The following is a 15,264-nucleotide window of genomic DNA, read 5'->3' on the forward strand; positions in this document are numbered from 1 at the left end:
ATTATATTTATGTTAATTTGCGACAATTTATTTAACGAAGTACTTATGGAACCTGCCCGTAGAGGTCTTACCGATTTAAAATAGTTAGCGGTATGCAAGTTCTTCCATGGTTAACCAGCATGTAGCGTATCTTCAAGAGGAAGATATCTATATCAGATCACTTGAATTGATTGTTGGAATGACATTAAGAGATGGTATCAGTATTGCAGATTATAAAGGTTTTTCAGATAATGATGGACGATTCAAATGCTTTTCAGGCTATTACTCTCTTAATGATATTCCAATACACTCTAAACTATATATATGAAGTGATGAATTCGGTAATTCAGAAGCTTATATTGGTTCGGCAAATTACACACAAAATGCCTTTTTAAGAAGAAGTAATGATGAAATTCTAAGTCCCTGTGACCCTAGGACAGCGATGTTATACTTTGAAAGTATTGCAAATCATGTTATAGATTGCTGTAATTCTGATGTCCGAAATTTATTTGCAATCACAGAAACTAGACGTATGATAGAGGAAGCAAGGAGAGTGCAGAGGTCAAGCAGAATAGTAGATAATAATGGGGTCGGAACTACCATTACGTCCCTCTCCTTGCGCGAAATGGCGAGATACACCCTAGATCAGGTTTAAATTGGGGACAAAGACCAGGGAGAGAACCTAATCAAGCCTATATCCCAATTCCTATGACTCATCAAGTGAATAACTTTTTTCCAAGTATGGGTGAAGTTTTTAATGTTATTACAGATGACGATGCTTTATTAGTTTGTTGCCATGCCCAGGTAAATTATGGTAAAGCTATACAAACTACGCAGAACAATTCAGAGATGGGAATCTACTTCAGAGATCGGATTGGGGTTCCAAGAGGTGATTTTGTTACGAAAGAAGATTTGCTGAATTATGGAAGGATAGATTTAGATATAACTAAAATTGATGAATCAACATTTTACATGAATTTTGGTTAGAATTGATCTTTTTCTTAAAGACAAAAAATATTGCTATATTTGAAATATTATTTTTGATCCTCCTTGATTGACTTTTTTTTGGCATATGCTAAACTGTATTTCGAGGCATATGCTGAAACGTATGTTCGGAATTGGAGGGTTACTATGATTTTTAAAACTGGAGAATTGTTTGCCGGACCTGGAGGTGGGGCTTACGCTGCTATCACCTCAAAATATATAGATCAACATAATGAAGAATGGGGATTTACGCATGCTTGGGCAAATGAATACGATTCAGACACGGTGGAAACGTACAAACTTAATATTTTAAAAGACCCTGATGCAACTTCTGTTTATTGTCAAGATGTGCGAACGTTTGATCTGCATGATCATAAATTGTTAGGAGACATCGATGCCTTAATTTTTGGTTTTCCATGTAACGATTACTCCTTAGTGGGAGAACAAAAAGGTCTAGATGGAGATTTTGGTCCCTTATATTCTTATGGGGTTCAAGCATTAAAAGAGTTTAAACCGAAATTTTTTGTTGCTGAAAATGTGGGTGGCTTATCTTCTGCTAATGAAGGTGAAGCTTTTATTCAAATACTTCAAGAATTACAAAATGCCGGTTATACGATTACACCTAATTTTTATAAATTTGAACAATATGGTGTTCCGCAAGCTCGACATAGAATTATAATTGTCGGGATTCGAAACGATATAGCTGAACAAGGAATTGAGTTTAAAGTACCAGCACCAACTACGCCTAATCCTGAAGACTATATTTCTTCATCTGAAGCAATTTTAAATCCACCAATTTTACCCGATGCATTTAATCATGATTTCACGCGGCATAATGCTAAAACTGTGGAAATGTTATCCTATATTCCTGAAGGAGGAAACGCTTGGGGAGAAGAGATTCCAGAACATTTACGACTTAATGTTAAAGGCGCACGATTAAGTAATATATATAAGAGATTAAACAGAAATACACCTGCTTATACAGTAACTGGTTCTGGTGGAGGTGGTACACACATGTACCACTGGGAAGAAAACAGAGCACTTACGAATAGAGAGCGTGCTAGACTTCAAACATTCCCTGATGATTTTCATTTTCAAGGCGGTAGAGAAAGTGTAAGAAGACAAATAGGAATGGCAATTCCACCGGAAGGTCTTCGTCATATATTGATGGCAATCCTCAAAACTTTCGCAGGCGAAGATTATGATCATGTTCAAGCTACTCCTAAATTGCAACCGCAAATTTTATTCCAAGAAGATGGAGATACAGTAGCCTCACTAGTTAAATCTTAAAATAGACAATCAGAGTATCCCGTGCAGTTGAGTCTTAATTCTCAATTGTATGGGATATTTTTGTCTGTATTTTTTTGAAAAAAATTTAAGATTTTTCGAAAAAATACCCTGTTCAAATTATTTTAGTAGTGGAAAGGAGAAAGCCGTTAACATGGTCCAGTTTCATGCACAGGTAGTCCAATACGTTTTTTTTTATAAAAAAATCAGGATTTTTAGAAAAATTAGGGGTCGCCAATTGTAGTAGTAGTGGAAAGGGGAAGGAACGTAAGTCATTACTCTTAAGGAGGCCCTAACATGGATCAATCATTCGAGACACATATCAGTCATGTTTTTGATGCATATTGCAAGAAAGTACTTCGGAATGAGTTGCGAAATATTCATAAGCAGTATGCGTATGTAAGGGATAAACAAATATCTATCACGGATTTAACAGAAGAATTCTTGGATCAACTTCAAGTCAGAGAGAAAACTATTGAGGATAGCGAGCTTTTTGAGGTAGCTGGTATAAAGGTACGAGTTGAAGATCTTCACTTAGCTGAAGCACTAAATGATTTAAAAGAGAGAAGAAAAATCATTCTCTTATTATTTTACTTTGCTGGATTTAACGATCGAGAAATCAGTGAATTACTCGATACTAGCTTGAGTACAGTCTGGTATCAACGAAAAAAAGCAGAAGTAGATTTAAAAAAAGCGATGGAGGTCATAAGAAATGAGTGAAATTTTAGATTATCAAAATCCCTTACTACCTTCCCAAATCATTGTACTAGCTGCAAAGGGAGACCGAATCGCAGTTCAATCGGTACTGGATTATTATCAAAAATATATTTTGAAACTTTCTTTGCGTAAAGGCTATGATGAAAATCGTGAGTCTATCACCTATGTTGATGAACTTATACGTAGGCGACTGGAAAGTAAGTTAATTGATAAAATTTTATCTTTTGATATTACTCGTTAATAGTTTCTCCCCTTTCCGCTTATTTTTCATTGTGTGAAATTCTCGAAAGAACTTTTGAGAACTTCACAGGCTGAAAAAGCCTATGACCTTTGAAAATTAAATATAAATCTATCAGTACATTGATATTTAGATTATTTTGTTGAAGCGCCATGACTTATCTAAACGAGCGATTCACTTCGACCTGTAGCTTCATATCTGATAATGATACTTCCGTAACCAAATTGGCCCGCCATTACTGGGGGGAGGTGAAATTCCTATGTGCTTTGGCAAAGCAGCTGATAGATAAAAATAGAACCATCAAAATTTCTTTTTTAGCTAATGTAACGAGGAGCATAAGACAATTCGAGAGGAAGGCGGTATAATGAAGACAGCTACTCGAAAAGATATAATTGATTTAGGCTTTTCTCAATACTACGCTGACAAAATCTTCAAGGAGTGTAAGAGACTTCTAGTGAAAAAAGGTTATACGTTTTATAGAAATTCAAAAATAAAGCGGATACCTATTTCTATTTTAGAAGAGGTCTTGCATATTTCTTGGGAGGAATAGTGCAATGAGAAGAGTTGCAAATGTGTACAAAGATGAAAAACGAGGTACTTGGTATTTTTCATTGTCTCTAGGATACGATCGGTTTGGTAAGAGAATCCAACCAACCAGAAGAGGTTTTAAAACTCAGACTGAGGCGAAACAAGCCATGGAGGAATTGAAGAAGAATTATTCCGATTCTCAAAATATCTACCTGCAAGGAATTACGTTTCGAGATTTTTATAAGAAATACTTCTTTCCCTGGTATAAGCTGGGGACAGTCGAAAAAACCTATGTAAAAACAGATAAGACGTTAAAACGTGCGTTAGCTTATTTTGGAAAAATGCAGATAGAAAAGATCAGACCAATTCATATTCAAGAGTTTCAACAATACCTCGTTGAAAAGTGTTCTGTTACGAACAGAGAGGGTACCACACGTCCGTTATCAAACAATTATATTAAACAGATTTTTAACAAATTACGGATTATTTTTAAGCGTGCAGTGATTTTAGAAGTGATTGAAGAAAATCCAGTTGATACGATTGGTAAGATTCGAACAGAACGTTCAGTAGTAGAGTTTTGGACTGTTGAAGAGTTTAAAAAGGTGTACGCTTGCCCATATCTCTGTGATTTTCAGGAGACTTTCTACAAAAGAATGATGCGTTTTTTGTTTGTTACTGGTCTCAGAAGTGAGGAGCTTTTTGCTCTGCAATGGTCGGATATTGACTTTAAAAAAAGTACTTGTAGTGTAAATAAATCTCTTTATATTCGGACAAGAACGGATTATGAGTTTTCCGATACGAAGAATACTTCGAGTATCCGGACTATCACGCTAGACCAACAAACTGTCGAAGATTTGAAAGAATGGCAAGAAACCCAAAGATTAATTGGCGAAGATCTTGGTTTTGTTTTTACTTTCGATGGATTGCCACCGTCACCAAAGACATTTTTGGGACGTATTAAAAAATTGGCCGAGGTTGCTGGTGTGAAACCAATCCATTTACATGGATTACGACATTCCCATGTTGCTTTTTTGATTGAGCATAATAAGAACATTTATGCTGTTTCAAAGCGGTTGGGGCATTCATCTATTAAGACAACTTTAGACAAATATGGGCACCTATATCCTGAAACAAACCAATCTCTAGCAGATGAATTTACCAAATTTGACGTGTAATTTTTTTTACGATTTGCTGCTGTCAAATTGCTGTCACGGGCTGTTTTTGAAATACGAGATGTTGATATATCGGGCTTTACAGGCCGGTTGTCGGAATCGAAGATGGATGAGGATGAACCGAAGAAATAATCTGTTTTGACGGAATTCATCAAGAGGAATAGAATGAAAGTACCTTCGAGAGAAGGTGCTTTTTTTGAATAAAAGGAAAATCTAAAATGACCGAAGGGACATTCATCGGTTGTTTAGTAGATAGTTTCAATCGATTGATGCGTGGCTTTTGATAGATTGAAGATCGGAGATGATTTGCGCATGAAGGCGTTGTATTTTAATGAATTCGGTGATTCAACTGTTTTAACATATGGGGATTTGCCTGATCCCATCATTCACGAAAATGAGCTAATGGTAGAGATGATGTATATTGGGTTGAATTATGCTGATATTTATCGGAGAAAGGGCACCTATCATATTGAATCCCGAGACCCTCTTATTAATGGCTATGAAGGGGTAGGGAGGATTATTCAAAAAGGAACATCTGTCTCCAAGTTTCAGCTAGGGGAAACAATTCTTTTTGTGGATGTTCCTTTTGCTAATGCAGAATTGGTGGCTGTTCCTGAGGAAAATGCCATCCGTATCCCATCAGGTATACCACCTAAATTAGCAGCCAGTATTGGTCTGCAAGGGTTGACAGCTGATTTTTTAGCTCATGATCTTGGCAATAATGTGAATCATAGTAAGGTCTTCGTCCATGGGATAAGTGGTGGCGTCGGACAAATTTTATCGCAATTATTAACCGCAGATGGTCTAGAAGTGTATGGCGTCACTTCTACGGAAGAAAAGCGGCAACTGGCTTTAGACCAAGGCGCAAAACAAGTTTTTTTAAGAAATACAGAATGGCAAGATACCTACACTTCTTTCTTTGATACCGTTTATGATGGCATTGGGCATACATTAGCCGAAAGTGTCGACTTGCTCAAAAATAGAGGGAATGTTGTCTTTTTTGGCATGGCCGGCGGAAATCCGCCAGCGATCGACTTTATTCCCTTGCTATCTAAATCAAAAAGTATTTTGACAGGAGATCTCTGGGATTACTTGACAAGTTTTCAAGAGCGGGAGAGAAGAAGCTCTCGATTGTTTGACTACTTTAGCAAGGATCAAATGAAAATCAGTCAACCAACCATTTTTTCATTAGCTGACGGAAAAGCTGCCCATGATTATCTAGAATCTGGAAAAAGTATCGGTAAAATTCTGCTGCAACCATAAGAAGGTAAAAAACTAGATGTTTTTATTGCAAACGACACACCGAATGTTTGATGTTTCACTAAGGCATTTTTTTATATAATCTATAGTTCTCTTATGATACATCTTTAAGGATAAAAATAAATGTAAAATGAATAGAATATTGCAAAAAAATAATAGTTTCTATCTATTCAGTGAGAATAAGATAAAACTTTGTGATACACAGTACATTTAATTTGAAAATATTTAATTACAGCAGTAAGATAAATATATCAAATACTTAAGGAGTGATATCTATGACAAACTATGAAGAAAAGGAAGCAAAAGCATTGGTAAAAATTGCAGAGGTTCTTGATAAGTTAGATGATAATTTAGCGGAATTAGACACACTAGATGCAGACGCCAAAAAACATAGTATGAAGAAATGGATCGTTGAGAAAAAAGCGATTCATGAAATCAAAAAGATCGCACACGAAGCCGGTAAGTATGAAAAGTACGATGAAAAAGCACTACAAAAAGAAATTGATGAAGTTGAGAAGTATATGTAATTGAAGAATAATAAGAAATTGTCACCATTATTCAGCAATTGAAATCTGAATTGATAAAAGCCAGATTTCAATTGAAGATTTAGAATTGACAATGATCTCAATAAGCCCATGCTCTTATGAGTGTGGGCTTATTTGCTGTACATAGGATTAACCACCCTAAGCTGAATAGGCATGGAAGATCATGTTCTACAACGACTAGATAAAACATTAGTTAAAGGGGGACGGGGAAAAATCCAAAAACAAAGAAAGTCTGTTTTTTCGTATTTTTCATCGACTTTCTCTATTTTTTTAAACAAGCTTTTCGCTTATTCTAAATTTATGAGCGGTATCATAGTAAACAGTTAACAAAACGTTTAGACCATCTGAAAAACATCTTTGCAGAAAATAGTGACGAGAGGTTTATGGCTGATGAGCAATTCGATTGTCTATTACAACATAGTAGAAAGTTCTTTATTGAAGATAAAATAATAAACTATATAGATGAAACGGGTGATTACATGGAAACAACATTTTTCATTTCGAAAAATACTTCTGTCACGTCAAAACAGCTGGAAAATGAAGTGATTGGACATGCTTGCAAGATCTTGCAGCGTGACATTTTAACCGTTGTGACAGACACGAGGAAGGCAAATGAAATTGAGTTGGTTTTACTTGATGAAAAAAATGAAACGGATGCTTTTCATATACTTTTCGTATCGCCTGATAAAGTAAAAGTGTGTGCTGAAACACCGTTAGGATTAATGTATGGGGTTCTTGAAATCTCTCGTAAAATTTTAGGTGTTCAACCCTTTTGGTATTTCATGGAGATTCCCCCAATAAAAAAGCCATTTATTGTATGGACAGGTTTTGACTTAACATTGTCTGATTTTGCAACGGACTATCGGGGCTGGTTCGTCAATGATGAGTTGCTGCTGGATCAATGGGAAGATAATGGTTCGAATGAATATGTATGGGAACGTATTTATGAAACATTGTTACGTTTAGGCGGAAATGTCATCATCCCTGGAACAGATAAGAACAGTGATAGACATTGTGAAAGTGCGCAAGCGATGGGGTTGATCTATACACATCATCATGCCGAGCCACTAGGCGCTGAGATGTTTGCTAGAAGGTATCCTGGTTTGAAGGCTTCATACGAGGAACATTTTGCGTTGTTTCAGGAATTATGGAAAAAAGCCTTACACGAGCAAAAAGGTACCAAGGTTATCTACACACTTGGTTTTCGCGGACAAGGGGATTGTCCTTTTTGGGCAGAAGATCTTGATCGACAGTGGTCAGCAGCGGAAAAAGCAGCAGTGATCAACGAAATCGTCCATCTGCAATATCATATGGTTAAAGAAGTCGATCCTCATGCAGTATGTTCAATGAACATTTATGGGGAGATGACGGAATTATTTAATCTTGGCTTACTTGAGCTTCCGGATGATGTGATTGAGATTTGGGCGGATAATGGTTATGGCAAAATGGTTTCTCGTAGACAAGAAAATCACGATCCACGAGATGAAGTGTTAACAAACACATCAAAACCAAATCAATCAAGAGGAATCTATTATCACGTTGCCTTTCATGATTTACAAGCATCTAATTTCTTGACGATCTTGCCTAATAGCCCAGAATTTGTTTCTAGAGAGTTAATGGCGGTTAGAGAAGTCAAGATGGATAAGTTTGTCTTAGTCAATACAGGCAACATAAAACCGCATATTTTGTTCTTACAAGAAATAGCAAATTTCTGGCGAGCAGATTATCAGTTACGAACCAATCAAGAGATAATTTCTGAGCATGTAACACAATACTATCAAAATCAGCAAGAAGAGATCCAAGCTGTCTATGAAGCTTACTTTGAAGCGGTTATCCGCTATGGAACACATGAGGATCAAACCGCTGGGGACGAGTTTGCCTGTTATTTGATTCGAAAAATTATTCAATCCTGGCTCAAGCAAGAAACAAAAATTCCGAGGATAGAATGGTTGACGGGTGATAAAAAAATCAAGGAGCAAGTCACAGAAATTTTCTCTATGGTAGGAGAAAAGATAGCAGCCTGGGAGGATCTATTGCTGAGATGCCAGCAGATTACATTATCCCTTCAGGATAAACATGCGCAAAATGCTCGCTTTTTTAATGATATTTACCTCTCAGTAGCCGTTCAATGCAAAACGTTAAAAGCACTGCTCCATTTGTTAGACGCTTATCAGATGCTTGATCGGGAAGAAATGGTCTTTGTATTTGTAGAAGTTTTCGATGCGTTAGAAGAAATCCATCAACTAATTCAAATACTGAAGGAAAATCCAAGTGATACATGGTATGATTTTTATGAAAATGATGGCTATACTAATCTAACATTGACAAAAGAGATGATCAAAAGTTTGCTGTCTTACATTCGCATCATTGGCGATGGTCCAGATCAAGATCAGTGGGAGAGAAAATATATTATGGATCCCACTGAATCAAGAGTTATGTTGCTTTCAAATACTAAAAAAGCGTTGACGGATGAAAAGATAGCAAGAAAAATCAGAGTAAGTTTTAGGAAAATTCCCTAATTAATATTAAATTGAGATGAAACGCCATTCAAAAGTTAGACTAAATATCTTACTTTTGAATGGTGTTTCATCTAATATGCAGTTTTTATTAGAATTCACTAGGCGTATCGTCCAATTCCAGCACCATATTATACCAAGCAACATTTGCATGTTGGGAATCTGACAGTCCTTCTAGTTGATAGCCATGCTTTTTGTAATATGGAATCAATGATATTAAACAAGTTAAGGTGATTCCTTTTCTGTTTTGAAGACGACATTGTTCTTCGAGGACTGACAGTAGTTTACTGCCAATCTGACAGTTTCTATAATCAGGAGCGACAGCTAAGCTCAGAATACTTTGGTAGCCACCAAAAGGCTGATTAGGACAAGTACTTTCAAAGAGATCGTCAGAGAGATAACGTTTAGAAATAATGGGCCCTACAACGTAGCCAATCGGACAATCCTTTTCATTTACTGCAACAATAAAACTATCACTTATTGTATGTATTCGATTCATCATCGCAGTTTTAGATGCTGCTTCATCAGCCGTAAATCCTGCATTTTCAATCTGCATGATTCGATCAATATCCTCTTCTTTTGGTGGTCTGAAGAAAATATCCATTCAATCACTCCCATCTTTATTCAAAAATAGTTTATCACATAATGATATATGACGTTTATATTTGATAACGATAAAAATTTAGAGACTTAAAATTCCTAATATAGAATCGTTGTCACACTTTCAATCAAATGAAACAAAAATAAGAATTAGTAATTGTTAACTGAATGGGTTCTTATAAGAAAAAGTCAAATTAATGATAATAATCCGCAATTCTTCATTTTATTCTAACAAAATGACAATTTTCTTAGATATTCATCACAAATCTATCACATTTCCAAGCTAAAGTTTGTTATTATCTGAAAATTTTCATCATTCAGATAAAAGCTTCTTCATTATGAGCAAATTTTTTATAGTTAGTTGATAGAAAACAGGACGAGCGTATGTGTTTACGATCCAAGTTACACGCCAATGCGTCTAATTTCTATATTTGCTGGTATGAAGAAGAGCGCAAAAAAAAATCCTTAAGTTACAGGGGACGAAATGGAGGATAACATGAAAAAAAGGAAAACAAGCTGGGCTCTCGTATTGTTAACAAGTCTGATGGTATTAGGTGCTTGTGGTAGTGGAGGCCAAGACCCAACAGATAGTTCGGGAGGGAATGTGTCAGGGGGAGCTAGTTCTGATCCTAATGTATTAGTGGTCGCATCAGGTGCGGATCCAGTGACATTAGATATCCATCAAACGAACGACCAAGCAACTACCAGGGTAGCAAGACAGATTTACGAAACACTGATCAAACAGACCAACGATCTTGAGTTAGTGCCAGGGTTAGCAACAGAGTGGGAAGAAATTGAAGAGAACCTTTATGAGTTTAAGTTGCGAGAAGATGTTGTCTTTCATAATGGGGAAGCGATGACAGCTTCTGATGTTGCCTACACCCTTCGACGGGCGGTGGACTCACCTTCGATCAGTCATATCATTGGTTCGATCGATCCTGATACGATCGAAGTGATCGATGATCATACGATCCATATCGGGACAAATGGAGCCTTCGGGCCTTTCTTGACTCATTTAGCACATCCTGCGGTTGGAATTTTGAGTGAGAAAGCGGTGGAAGAAGCTGGTGAAGATTATGGTATCAGCAGCGTTGTAGGAACGGGTCCCTTTGAATTTGTTGAATGGGCAACCGGTAGTCACGTGACGTTGGATCGATTTGACGATCACTGGGATGAGCCAGCGGGAATGGAAAGAATTGAGTTTCGGACAATTACAGATTCAAGTGTTCGTTTGATTGAACTAGAGTCAGGAACCGTCGATATTGTTTATGATATCGCTCCTTCTGATAATGAAAAGGTTGAAGAAAACGATGAATTGACTTTATTAGCGACAGAAAATTTAGGAACGGAATACTTAGGTTTCAACGTTCGAAATGATACACCATTGCAAGAAGTAGGGGTACGTCGCGCGATTGCCCATGCTATCGATGTCGAATCGATTATCCAAACGGTTCATATGGGGATCGGGACTCAAATGAGTGGACCGATCAACGAATTGGTTTTTGGATATAATGAAAACTTGGAAGCTACTCCTTATGACGTTGAATTAGCAAAAGAACTATTAGCAGAAGCTGGTTATCCAGATGGCGGGTTCTCCCTTTCGTTGTATGTCGGTGATAACAATCAAGAACGAATCCGTGTCTCGCAGGTTGTTTCCGCTGCTTTAGAAGAATTAGGCATCACTGTTGAGGTCAACCAAATGGAGTGGGGAGCATTTTTAGATGCTGCAGCAGCTGGTGAACCAGATATGTTCTTACTAGGTTGGACAACGATCACAACAGATGCTGACTATGGATTGTATCCACTTTTTCATTCAAGTAGCTTTGGCGAAGCTGGAAATCGTACGTTCTATCATAATGAACGGGTAGATGAATTACTTGATGCAGCTCGTAGCACTTCTGACCAAGAGGAACGTTTGGCCTATTATCACGAGGCGCAAGAGATTATCAATGATGAGATGCCATGGGTTTACTTACAAACCAGAGAAAATGTTTCAGGTATCCGCAACTGGGTGCAAGGGTTCGAACATCATCCAACTGGAAGTTACTTCTTAGATACGGTGTCAAAAAACTAAATTGGATTGAGAGTATAAAATAAAGAGCCGCAATGGCTCTTTATTTTGAGGAGATGAATAGATGTTCCAATATATTGTAAAACGAATTCTGTGGTTGTTTCCTATCCTGCTAGGCGTCTCTTTTATTGTATTTACGATTATGTATCTATCACCTGGAGACCCTGTAACGATGGTGTTGGGGGAAGGAGCGACTCCTGAACAATATGAGGCCATGCGTGTGCAAATGGGGCTTGACCGTAGTTTTATCGAACAATTTTTTCATTATATAAAAAATGTTGTTGTCGAATTTGATCTTGGGAGATCGTATGTTTCTGGCCGGGTGGTCATGGATGAAATCCTAGTCCGTTTGCCCAACACAATCAAATTATCAGTAGGGAGTGTGTTATTTGCCTCGCTGATTGGTATTCCACTGGGAGTGATCTCTGCTTCGAGACCTTATTCCAAGGTTGATAATTTCGTGATGTTTCTTTCACTAGTTGGGGTTTCTATGCCAACCTTTTGGCAGGCACTCCTTTTAATTATTCTTTTTACTTCTATCCTGGGCTGGTTGCCAGCATCTGGTTTTGATACTTGGCAGCAAATGATCATGCCAGTATTTGCATTGGCTTCCTCGTCAATTGGCACGATCGCCCGGATCACAAGGTCGAGTATGATGGACGTTTTAGACCAAGATTATATTCGCACGGCAAAAGCCAAAGGAGTAAATGGTTCAAAGGTGACGTTCCATCATGCTTTAAGAAATGCCTTGATTCCCGTAGTGACAGTCATTGGTTTGCAGTTTGGGGCTTTATTAGGTGGGGCTGTATTGACCGAGACTGTTTTTAGTATCAATGGGATCGGGACATTGATGGTGAATGCGATCCGTACAAGAGACACAATGATCGTCCAAGGCGGCGTTTTATTTATTGCATTTATTTTTACGATGGTTAATCTATGTGTCGATATTCTCTATGCATATATCGATCCGCGAATTAAAACCTCATATGATTAAGGGAGGAACTCATGTTTTCTAGAAAAAAGGCCATAGCGAAAACGCAAGCACTTGCAGGCGTACCAGAAGGATCGAAACAAGAGATTTGGCTTTCCTTAAAAGCAAATCGCCGAGCAATGTTTGGGTTACTATTTATCACGTTACTGACGATTACTGCGATTTTTGCAGACTTTATAGCTCCCTATGGCATGAGGGAGCAAAATCTAGCCAATGCATTGCAATTTCCAAGTCGTTCTCATTGGTTTGGGACAGATGACTTGGGACGTGACGTATTGTCTCGTTTGATTTACGGCACGAGAATATCGCTTACTGTAGGCGTTTGTGCGGTGTTACTGGCACTCTTTTTTGGTGGCATCTTAGGTGTCTTATCCGGTTATTTCAGAGGGTGGATCGATACGCTGATTATGCGTTTTTGTGACATCTTACTATCCATCCCTTCCATTTTGTTGGCAATCGCCATCGTGGCTTCTTTGGGATCCAGTCTGCCGAACATGATCTTGGCGATCGGGTTGGCGAATATCCCCATTTTTGCTCGTATTATTCGGGCAAGTGTGATGGCGGTCAAAGAGAAGCAATTTATTGAAGCTGGAAAAGCGCTGGGCGCAAATAATGGATTGCTGATTTTTAAACACATCTTGCCAAATATCCTTTCACCAGTCATTGTGCATTCATCAATGGGCGTTGCCACAGCAATTTTATCTGCTGTTGGCTTAGGATTTATTGGCTTAGGTATGGAGGCTTCCGTTGCGGAATGGGGAACGATGTTAAATTTTGGACGAGGCTATATCCGAACACATCCCTACCTGACGATTTATCCAGGGATCGCGATCATGTTGACCATTTTATCCTTCAATTTGATCGGTGACGGAATCCGTGATGCCATCGATCCGAAGATGAGAGAGAGGTAAGCAGTTATGGATACGATCATGCGCGTCAAGAATCTACAAAAGTATTTTCCTGTGAAGAAGAAAAACTTTTTTGGGGTGGGAAAAGACTATGTGAAAGCAAATAAAGATCTTACGATCGATATATATGAAGGAGAAACATTAGGCATCGTCGGTGAAAGTGGCTGTGGAAAATCGACCTTTGGACGCACGATTATTCAGCTCCAGCGACAAACCGGAGGCTCGACCCTTTACTATGGAGAGACGATCGAAGATTTCATGCCTCGTTACGTAAAAAAAGTCTATCAACAACTGCCACAAAAGATGAAACAGTTTACTGATTCTGTCAATGAGCTCCAGTCGATCGAATCAAAACTCGCTACCGATTCAGCTGCTGATGTAGAAGCAACAACGGAACGGTTGCGTCTAAAGAAAATCGCTTTTGAAAATGAATATGGCAATACCCTACGATTAGTCGGAGGCTTGATTTTGCATGATGATCTACAAAAGGTCAGTAAGCTTCTTTCGTCTCGTTACGAAGCTGCAGCAAAAGTTGCCGCTAGCAAGCGAGCGTTAACATTTAATCAGCAAAAACAAGCGATGAGTGGGACAGTGGATCAATCAGAGCTCATAAATTTGGAAAAAACGATTGCTGAACAACAAAATGACTTAGCAGCTATTGATAAGCAAGTCGCACAACTAAAAAAAGATGTCATGAACAAAAAAGAATTTTCATACTATGAAGAGCAGCTTGATTCTGGCATCGATCTAGCTGCTTTGACTCAAAAGGAATCAAGAGTTTTACGAAAAGACCTGCAAATTATCTTTCAGGACCCTTACTCCTCACTAGATCCACGGTTAACAGTGGGTGATATTATTGGAGAAGGTTTGTTGATACACAAATTTTTTGCTAGTAAAAAGGACCCAAACTATGAAACATATATTCTTGATATCATGGAAAAATGCGGGTTAAAGAAAGAATTTATTCATCGCTATCCGCATCAATTTTCTGGTGGACAACGACAACGAATCGGGATTGCTCGTGCCTTAGCTTTAAAGCCCAAATTCATTGTTTGCGATGAAGCTGTTTCAGCGTTAGATGTTTCGATTCAGTCACAGATCATCAATTTGCTTCATGATTTGCGGGAAGAACTCAATTTGACTTACTTGTTTATCACCCATGATCTTGGAGTTGTAAAATTTATTTCTGATCGGATCGGTGTGATGTATTTTGGGCATCTTGTAGAATTAGCTTCAGCTGAGACGATTTTTTCTAACCCGATCCATCCGTACACACGGCAATTATTAAATGCCATTCCAACGCTAGACGAAGAGTATCGACCATGGCCTATTGATGAAACCCATCCTGATTTGGCATTCAACTATTCAAAAGAAACTGATGCTGATCCAGATTGGGTAGAAGTCGAGCCGAATCATTTTGTGAAGTGTACGCGAAAATAGTTTTTTTACAACATAGGAATTGAAACAT

13 protein-coding genes and 2 pseudogenes are annotated in these 15,264 nt (G+C 37.9%); 14 read left to right on the forward strand and 1 reads right to left on the reverse strand.

The window, feature by feature from the left end:
* Positions 1-103: 103 nt before the first annotated feature.
* The 10 genes and pseudogenes from IGI96_RS16055 to IGI96_RS16100 form a co-directional block, all read left to right on the forward strand.
* Positions 104-634, forward strand: a pseudogene (locus tag IGI96_RS16055) (restriction endonuclease PLD domain-containing protein); the annotation flags it as partial.
* Positions 601-966 (forward strand): annotated as a pseudogene (locus IGI96_RS16060) (restriction endonuclease PLD domain-containing protein); the annotation flags it as partial. The pseudogenes IGI96_RS16055 and IGI96_RS16060, both read left to right, overlap by 34 nt.
* A gap of 144 nt (positions 967-1,110) precedes the next feature.
* Positions 1,111-2,253: a DNA cytosine methyltransferase gene (locus tag IGI96_RS16065; RefSeq protein ID WP_438785360.1), complete on the forward strand. Its 1,143-nt coding sequence runs from the start codon at positions 1,111-1,113 to the stop codon at positions 2,251-2,253.
* Between the two features lie 294 nt (positions 2,254-2,547).
* A complete protein-coding gene (locus IGI96_RS16070; protein WP_104870066.1) occupies positions 2,548-2,970 on the forward strand; it encodes an RNA polymerase sigma factor in 423 nt (140 codons plus the stop codon).
* A complete protein-coding gene (locus IGI96_RS16075) occupies positions 2,963-3,208 on the forward strand; it encodes a helix-turn-helix domain-containing protein (protein WP_104870065.1) in 246 nt (81 codons plus the stop codon). The genes IGI96_RS16070 and IGI96_RS16075 overlap by 8 nt, the downstream gene beginning before the upstream one ends.
* 361 nt (positions 3,209-3,569) lie before the next feature.
* On the forward strand, positions 3,570-3,755 hold the full coding sequence (locus IGI96_RS16080; protein ID WP_081119446.1) for a DUF3173 family protein: 186 nt from the start codon (positions 3,570-3,572) through the stop codon (positions 3,753-3,755).
* A gap of 4 nt (positions 3,756-3,759) precedes the next feature.
* Complete coding sequence (locus IGI96_RS16085; protein WP_231419119.1) at positions 3,760-4,908, forward strand: site-specific integrase; 1,149 nt, start codon at positions 3,760-3,762, stop codon at positions 4,906-4,908.
* Positions 4,909-5,217: 309 nt separating this feature from the next.
* Positions 5,218-6,168: a zinc-binding dehydrogenase gene (locus tag IGI96_RS16090; RefSeq protein WP_438785361.1), complete on the forward strand. Its 951-nt coding sequence runs from the start codon at positions 5,218-5,220 to the stop codon at positions 6,166-6,168.
* Between the two features lie 272 nt (positions 6,169-6,440).
* A complete protein-coding gene (locus tag IGI96_RS16095; protein ID WP_218212955.1) occupies positions 6,441-6,692 on the forward strand; it encodes a hypothetical protein in 252 nt (83 codons plus the stop codon).
* Between the two features lie 497 nt (positions 6,693-7,189).
* Entirely contained in the window at positions 7,190-9,229 is a 2,040-nt protein-coding gene (locus IGI96_RS16100) for a glycosyl hydrolase 115 family protein (protein WP_438785464.1), read from the forward strand.
* A gap of 88 nt (positions 9,230-9,317) precedes the next feature.
* Here the strand turns inward: IGI96_RS16100 and IGI96_RS16105 are convergent, their stop codons facing one another.
* A complete protein-coding gene (locus IGI96_RS16105) occupies positions 9,318-9,830 on the reverse strand; it encodes a GNAT family N-acetyltransferase (RefSeq protein ID WP_413159631.1) in 513 nt (170 codons plus the stop codon).
* 492 nt (positions 9,831-10,322) lie between these two features.
* On the opposite strand from IGI96_RS16105, the gene IGI96_RS16110 reads away from it, so the two are divergent.
* From IGI96_RS16110 to IGI96_RS16125, 4 genes are all read left to right on the forward strand, one after another.
* Positions 10,323-11,900: an ABC transporter substrate-binding protein gene (locus IGI96_RS16110; protein ID WP_015509666.1), complete on the forward strand. Its 1,578-nt coding sequence runs from the start codon at positions 10,323-10,325 to the stop codon at positions 11,898-11,900.
* Positions 11,901-11,961: 61 nt separating this feature from the next.
* Positions 11,962-12,891 carry an ABC transporter permease gene (locus IGI96_RS16115; protein WP_438785362.1) on the forward strand — a complete coding sequence of 310 codons (930 nt, stop codon included), beginning with the start codon at positions 11,962-11,964 and terminating at the stop codon, positions 12,889-12,891.
* 11 nt (positions 12,892-12,902) lie between these two features.
* Positions 12,903-13,799 carry an ABC transporter permease gene (locus IGI96_RS16120; protein ID WP_060791898.1) on the forward strand — a complete coding sequence of 299 codons (897 nt, stop codon included), beginning with the start codon at positions 12,903-12,905 and terminating at the stop codon, positions 13,797-13,799.
* Between the two features lie 6 nt (positions 13,800-13,805).
* Positions 13,806-15,236: an ATP-binding cassette domain-containing protein gene (locus tag IGI96_RS16125; RefSeq protein WP_438785363.1), complete on the forward strand. Its 1,431-nt coding sequence runs from the start codon at positions 13,806-13,808 to the stop codon at positions 15,234-15,236.
* The last annotated feature ends 28 nt before the right edge of the window (positions 15,237-15,264 follow it).

It is taken from the genome of Enterococcus sp. DIV0421 (genome assembly GCF_051713745.1).
Classification (GTDB): domain Bacteria; phylum Bacillota; class Bacilli; order Lactobacillales; family Enterococcaceae; genus Enterococcus_D; species Enterococcus_D casseliflavus.

Bases quoted from the DNA above. Each gene is read 5' to 3' on its own strand.
- IGI96_RS16065 (WP_438785360.1), top strand. From the start codon at position 1,111: ATGATTTTTAAAACTGGAGAATTGTTTGCCGGACCTGGAGGTGGGGCT.
- IGI96_RS16070 (WP_104870066.1), top strand. From the start codon at position 2,548: ATGGATCAATCATTCGAGACACATATCAGTCATGTTTTTGATGCATAT.
- IGI96_RS16075 (WP_104870065.1), top strand. From the start codon at position 2,963: ATGAGTGAAATTTTAGATTATCAAAATCCCTTACTACCTTCCCAAATC.
- IGI96_RS16080 (WP_081119446.1), top strand. From the start codon at position 3,570: ATGAAGACAGCTACTCGAAAAGATATAATTGATTTAGGCTTTTCTCAA.
- IGI96_RS16085 (WP_231419119.1), top strand. From the start codon at position 3,760: ATGAGAAGAGTTGCAAATGTGTACAAAGATGAAAAACGAGGTACTTGG.
- IGI96_RS16090 (WP_438785361.1), top strand. From the start codon at position 5,218: ATGAAGGCGTTGTATTTTAATGAATTCGGTGATTCAACTGTTTTAACA.
- IGI96_RS16095 (WP_218212955.1), top strand. From the start codon at position 6,441: ATGACAAACTATGAAGAAAAGGAAGCAAAAGCATTGGTAAAAATTGCA.
- IGI96_RS16100 (WP_438785464.1), top strand. From the start codon at position 7,190: ATGGAAACAACATTTTTCATTTCGAAAAATACTTCTGTCACGTCAAAA.
- IGI96_RS16105 (WP_413159631.1), bottom strand. From the start codon at position 9,830: ATGGATATTTTCTTCAGACCACCAAAAGAAGAGGATATTGATCGAATC.
- IGI96_RS16110 (WP_015509666.1), top strand. From the start codon at position 10,323: ATGAAAAAAAGGAAAACAAGCTGGGCTCTCGTATTGTTAACAAGTCTG.
- IGI96_RS16115 (WP_438785362.1), top strand. From the start codon at position 11,962: ATGTTCCAATATATTGTAAAACGAATTCTGTGGTTGTTTCCTATCCTG.
- IGI96_RS16120 (WP_060791898.1), top strand. From the start codon at position 12,903: ATGTTTTCTAGAAAAAAGGCCATAGCGAAAACGCAAGCACTTGCAGGC.
- IGI96_RS16125 (WP_438785363.1), top strand. From the start codon at position 13,806: ATGGATACGATCATGCGCGTCAAGAATCTACAAAAGTATTTTCCTGTG.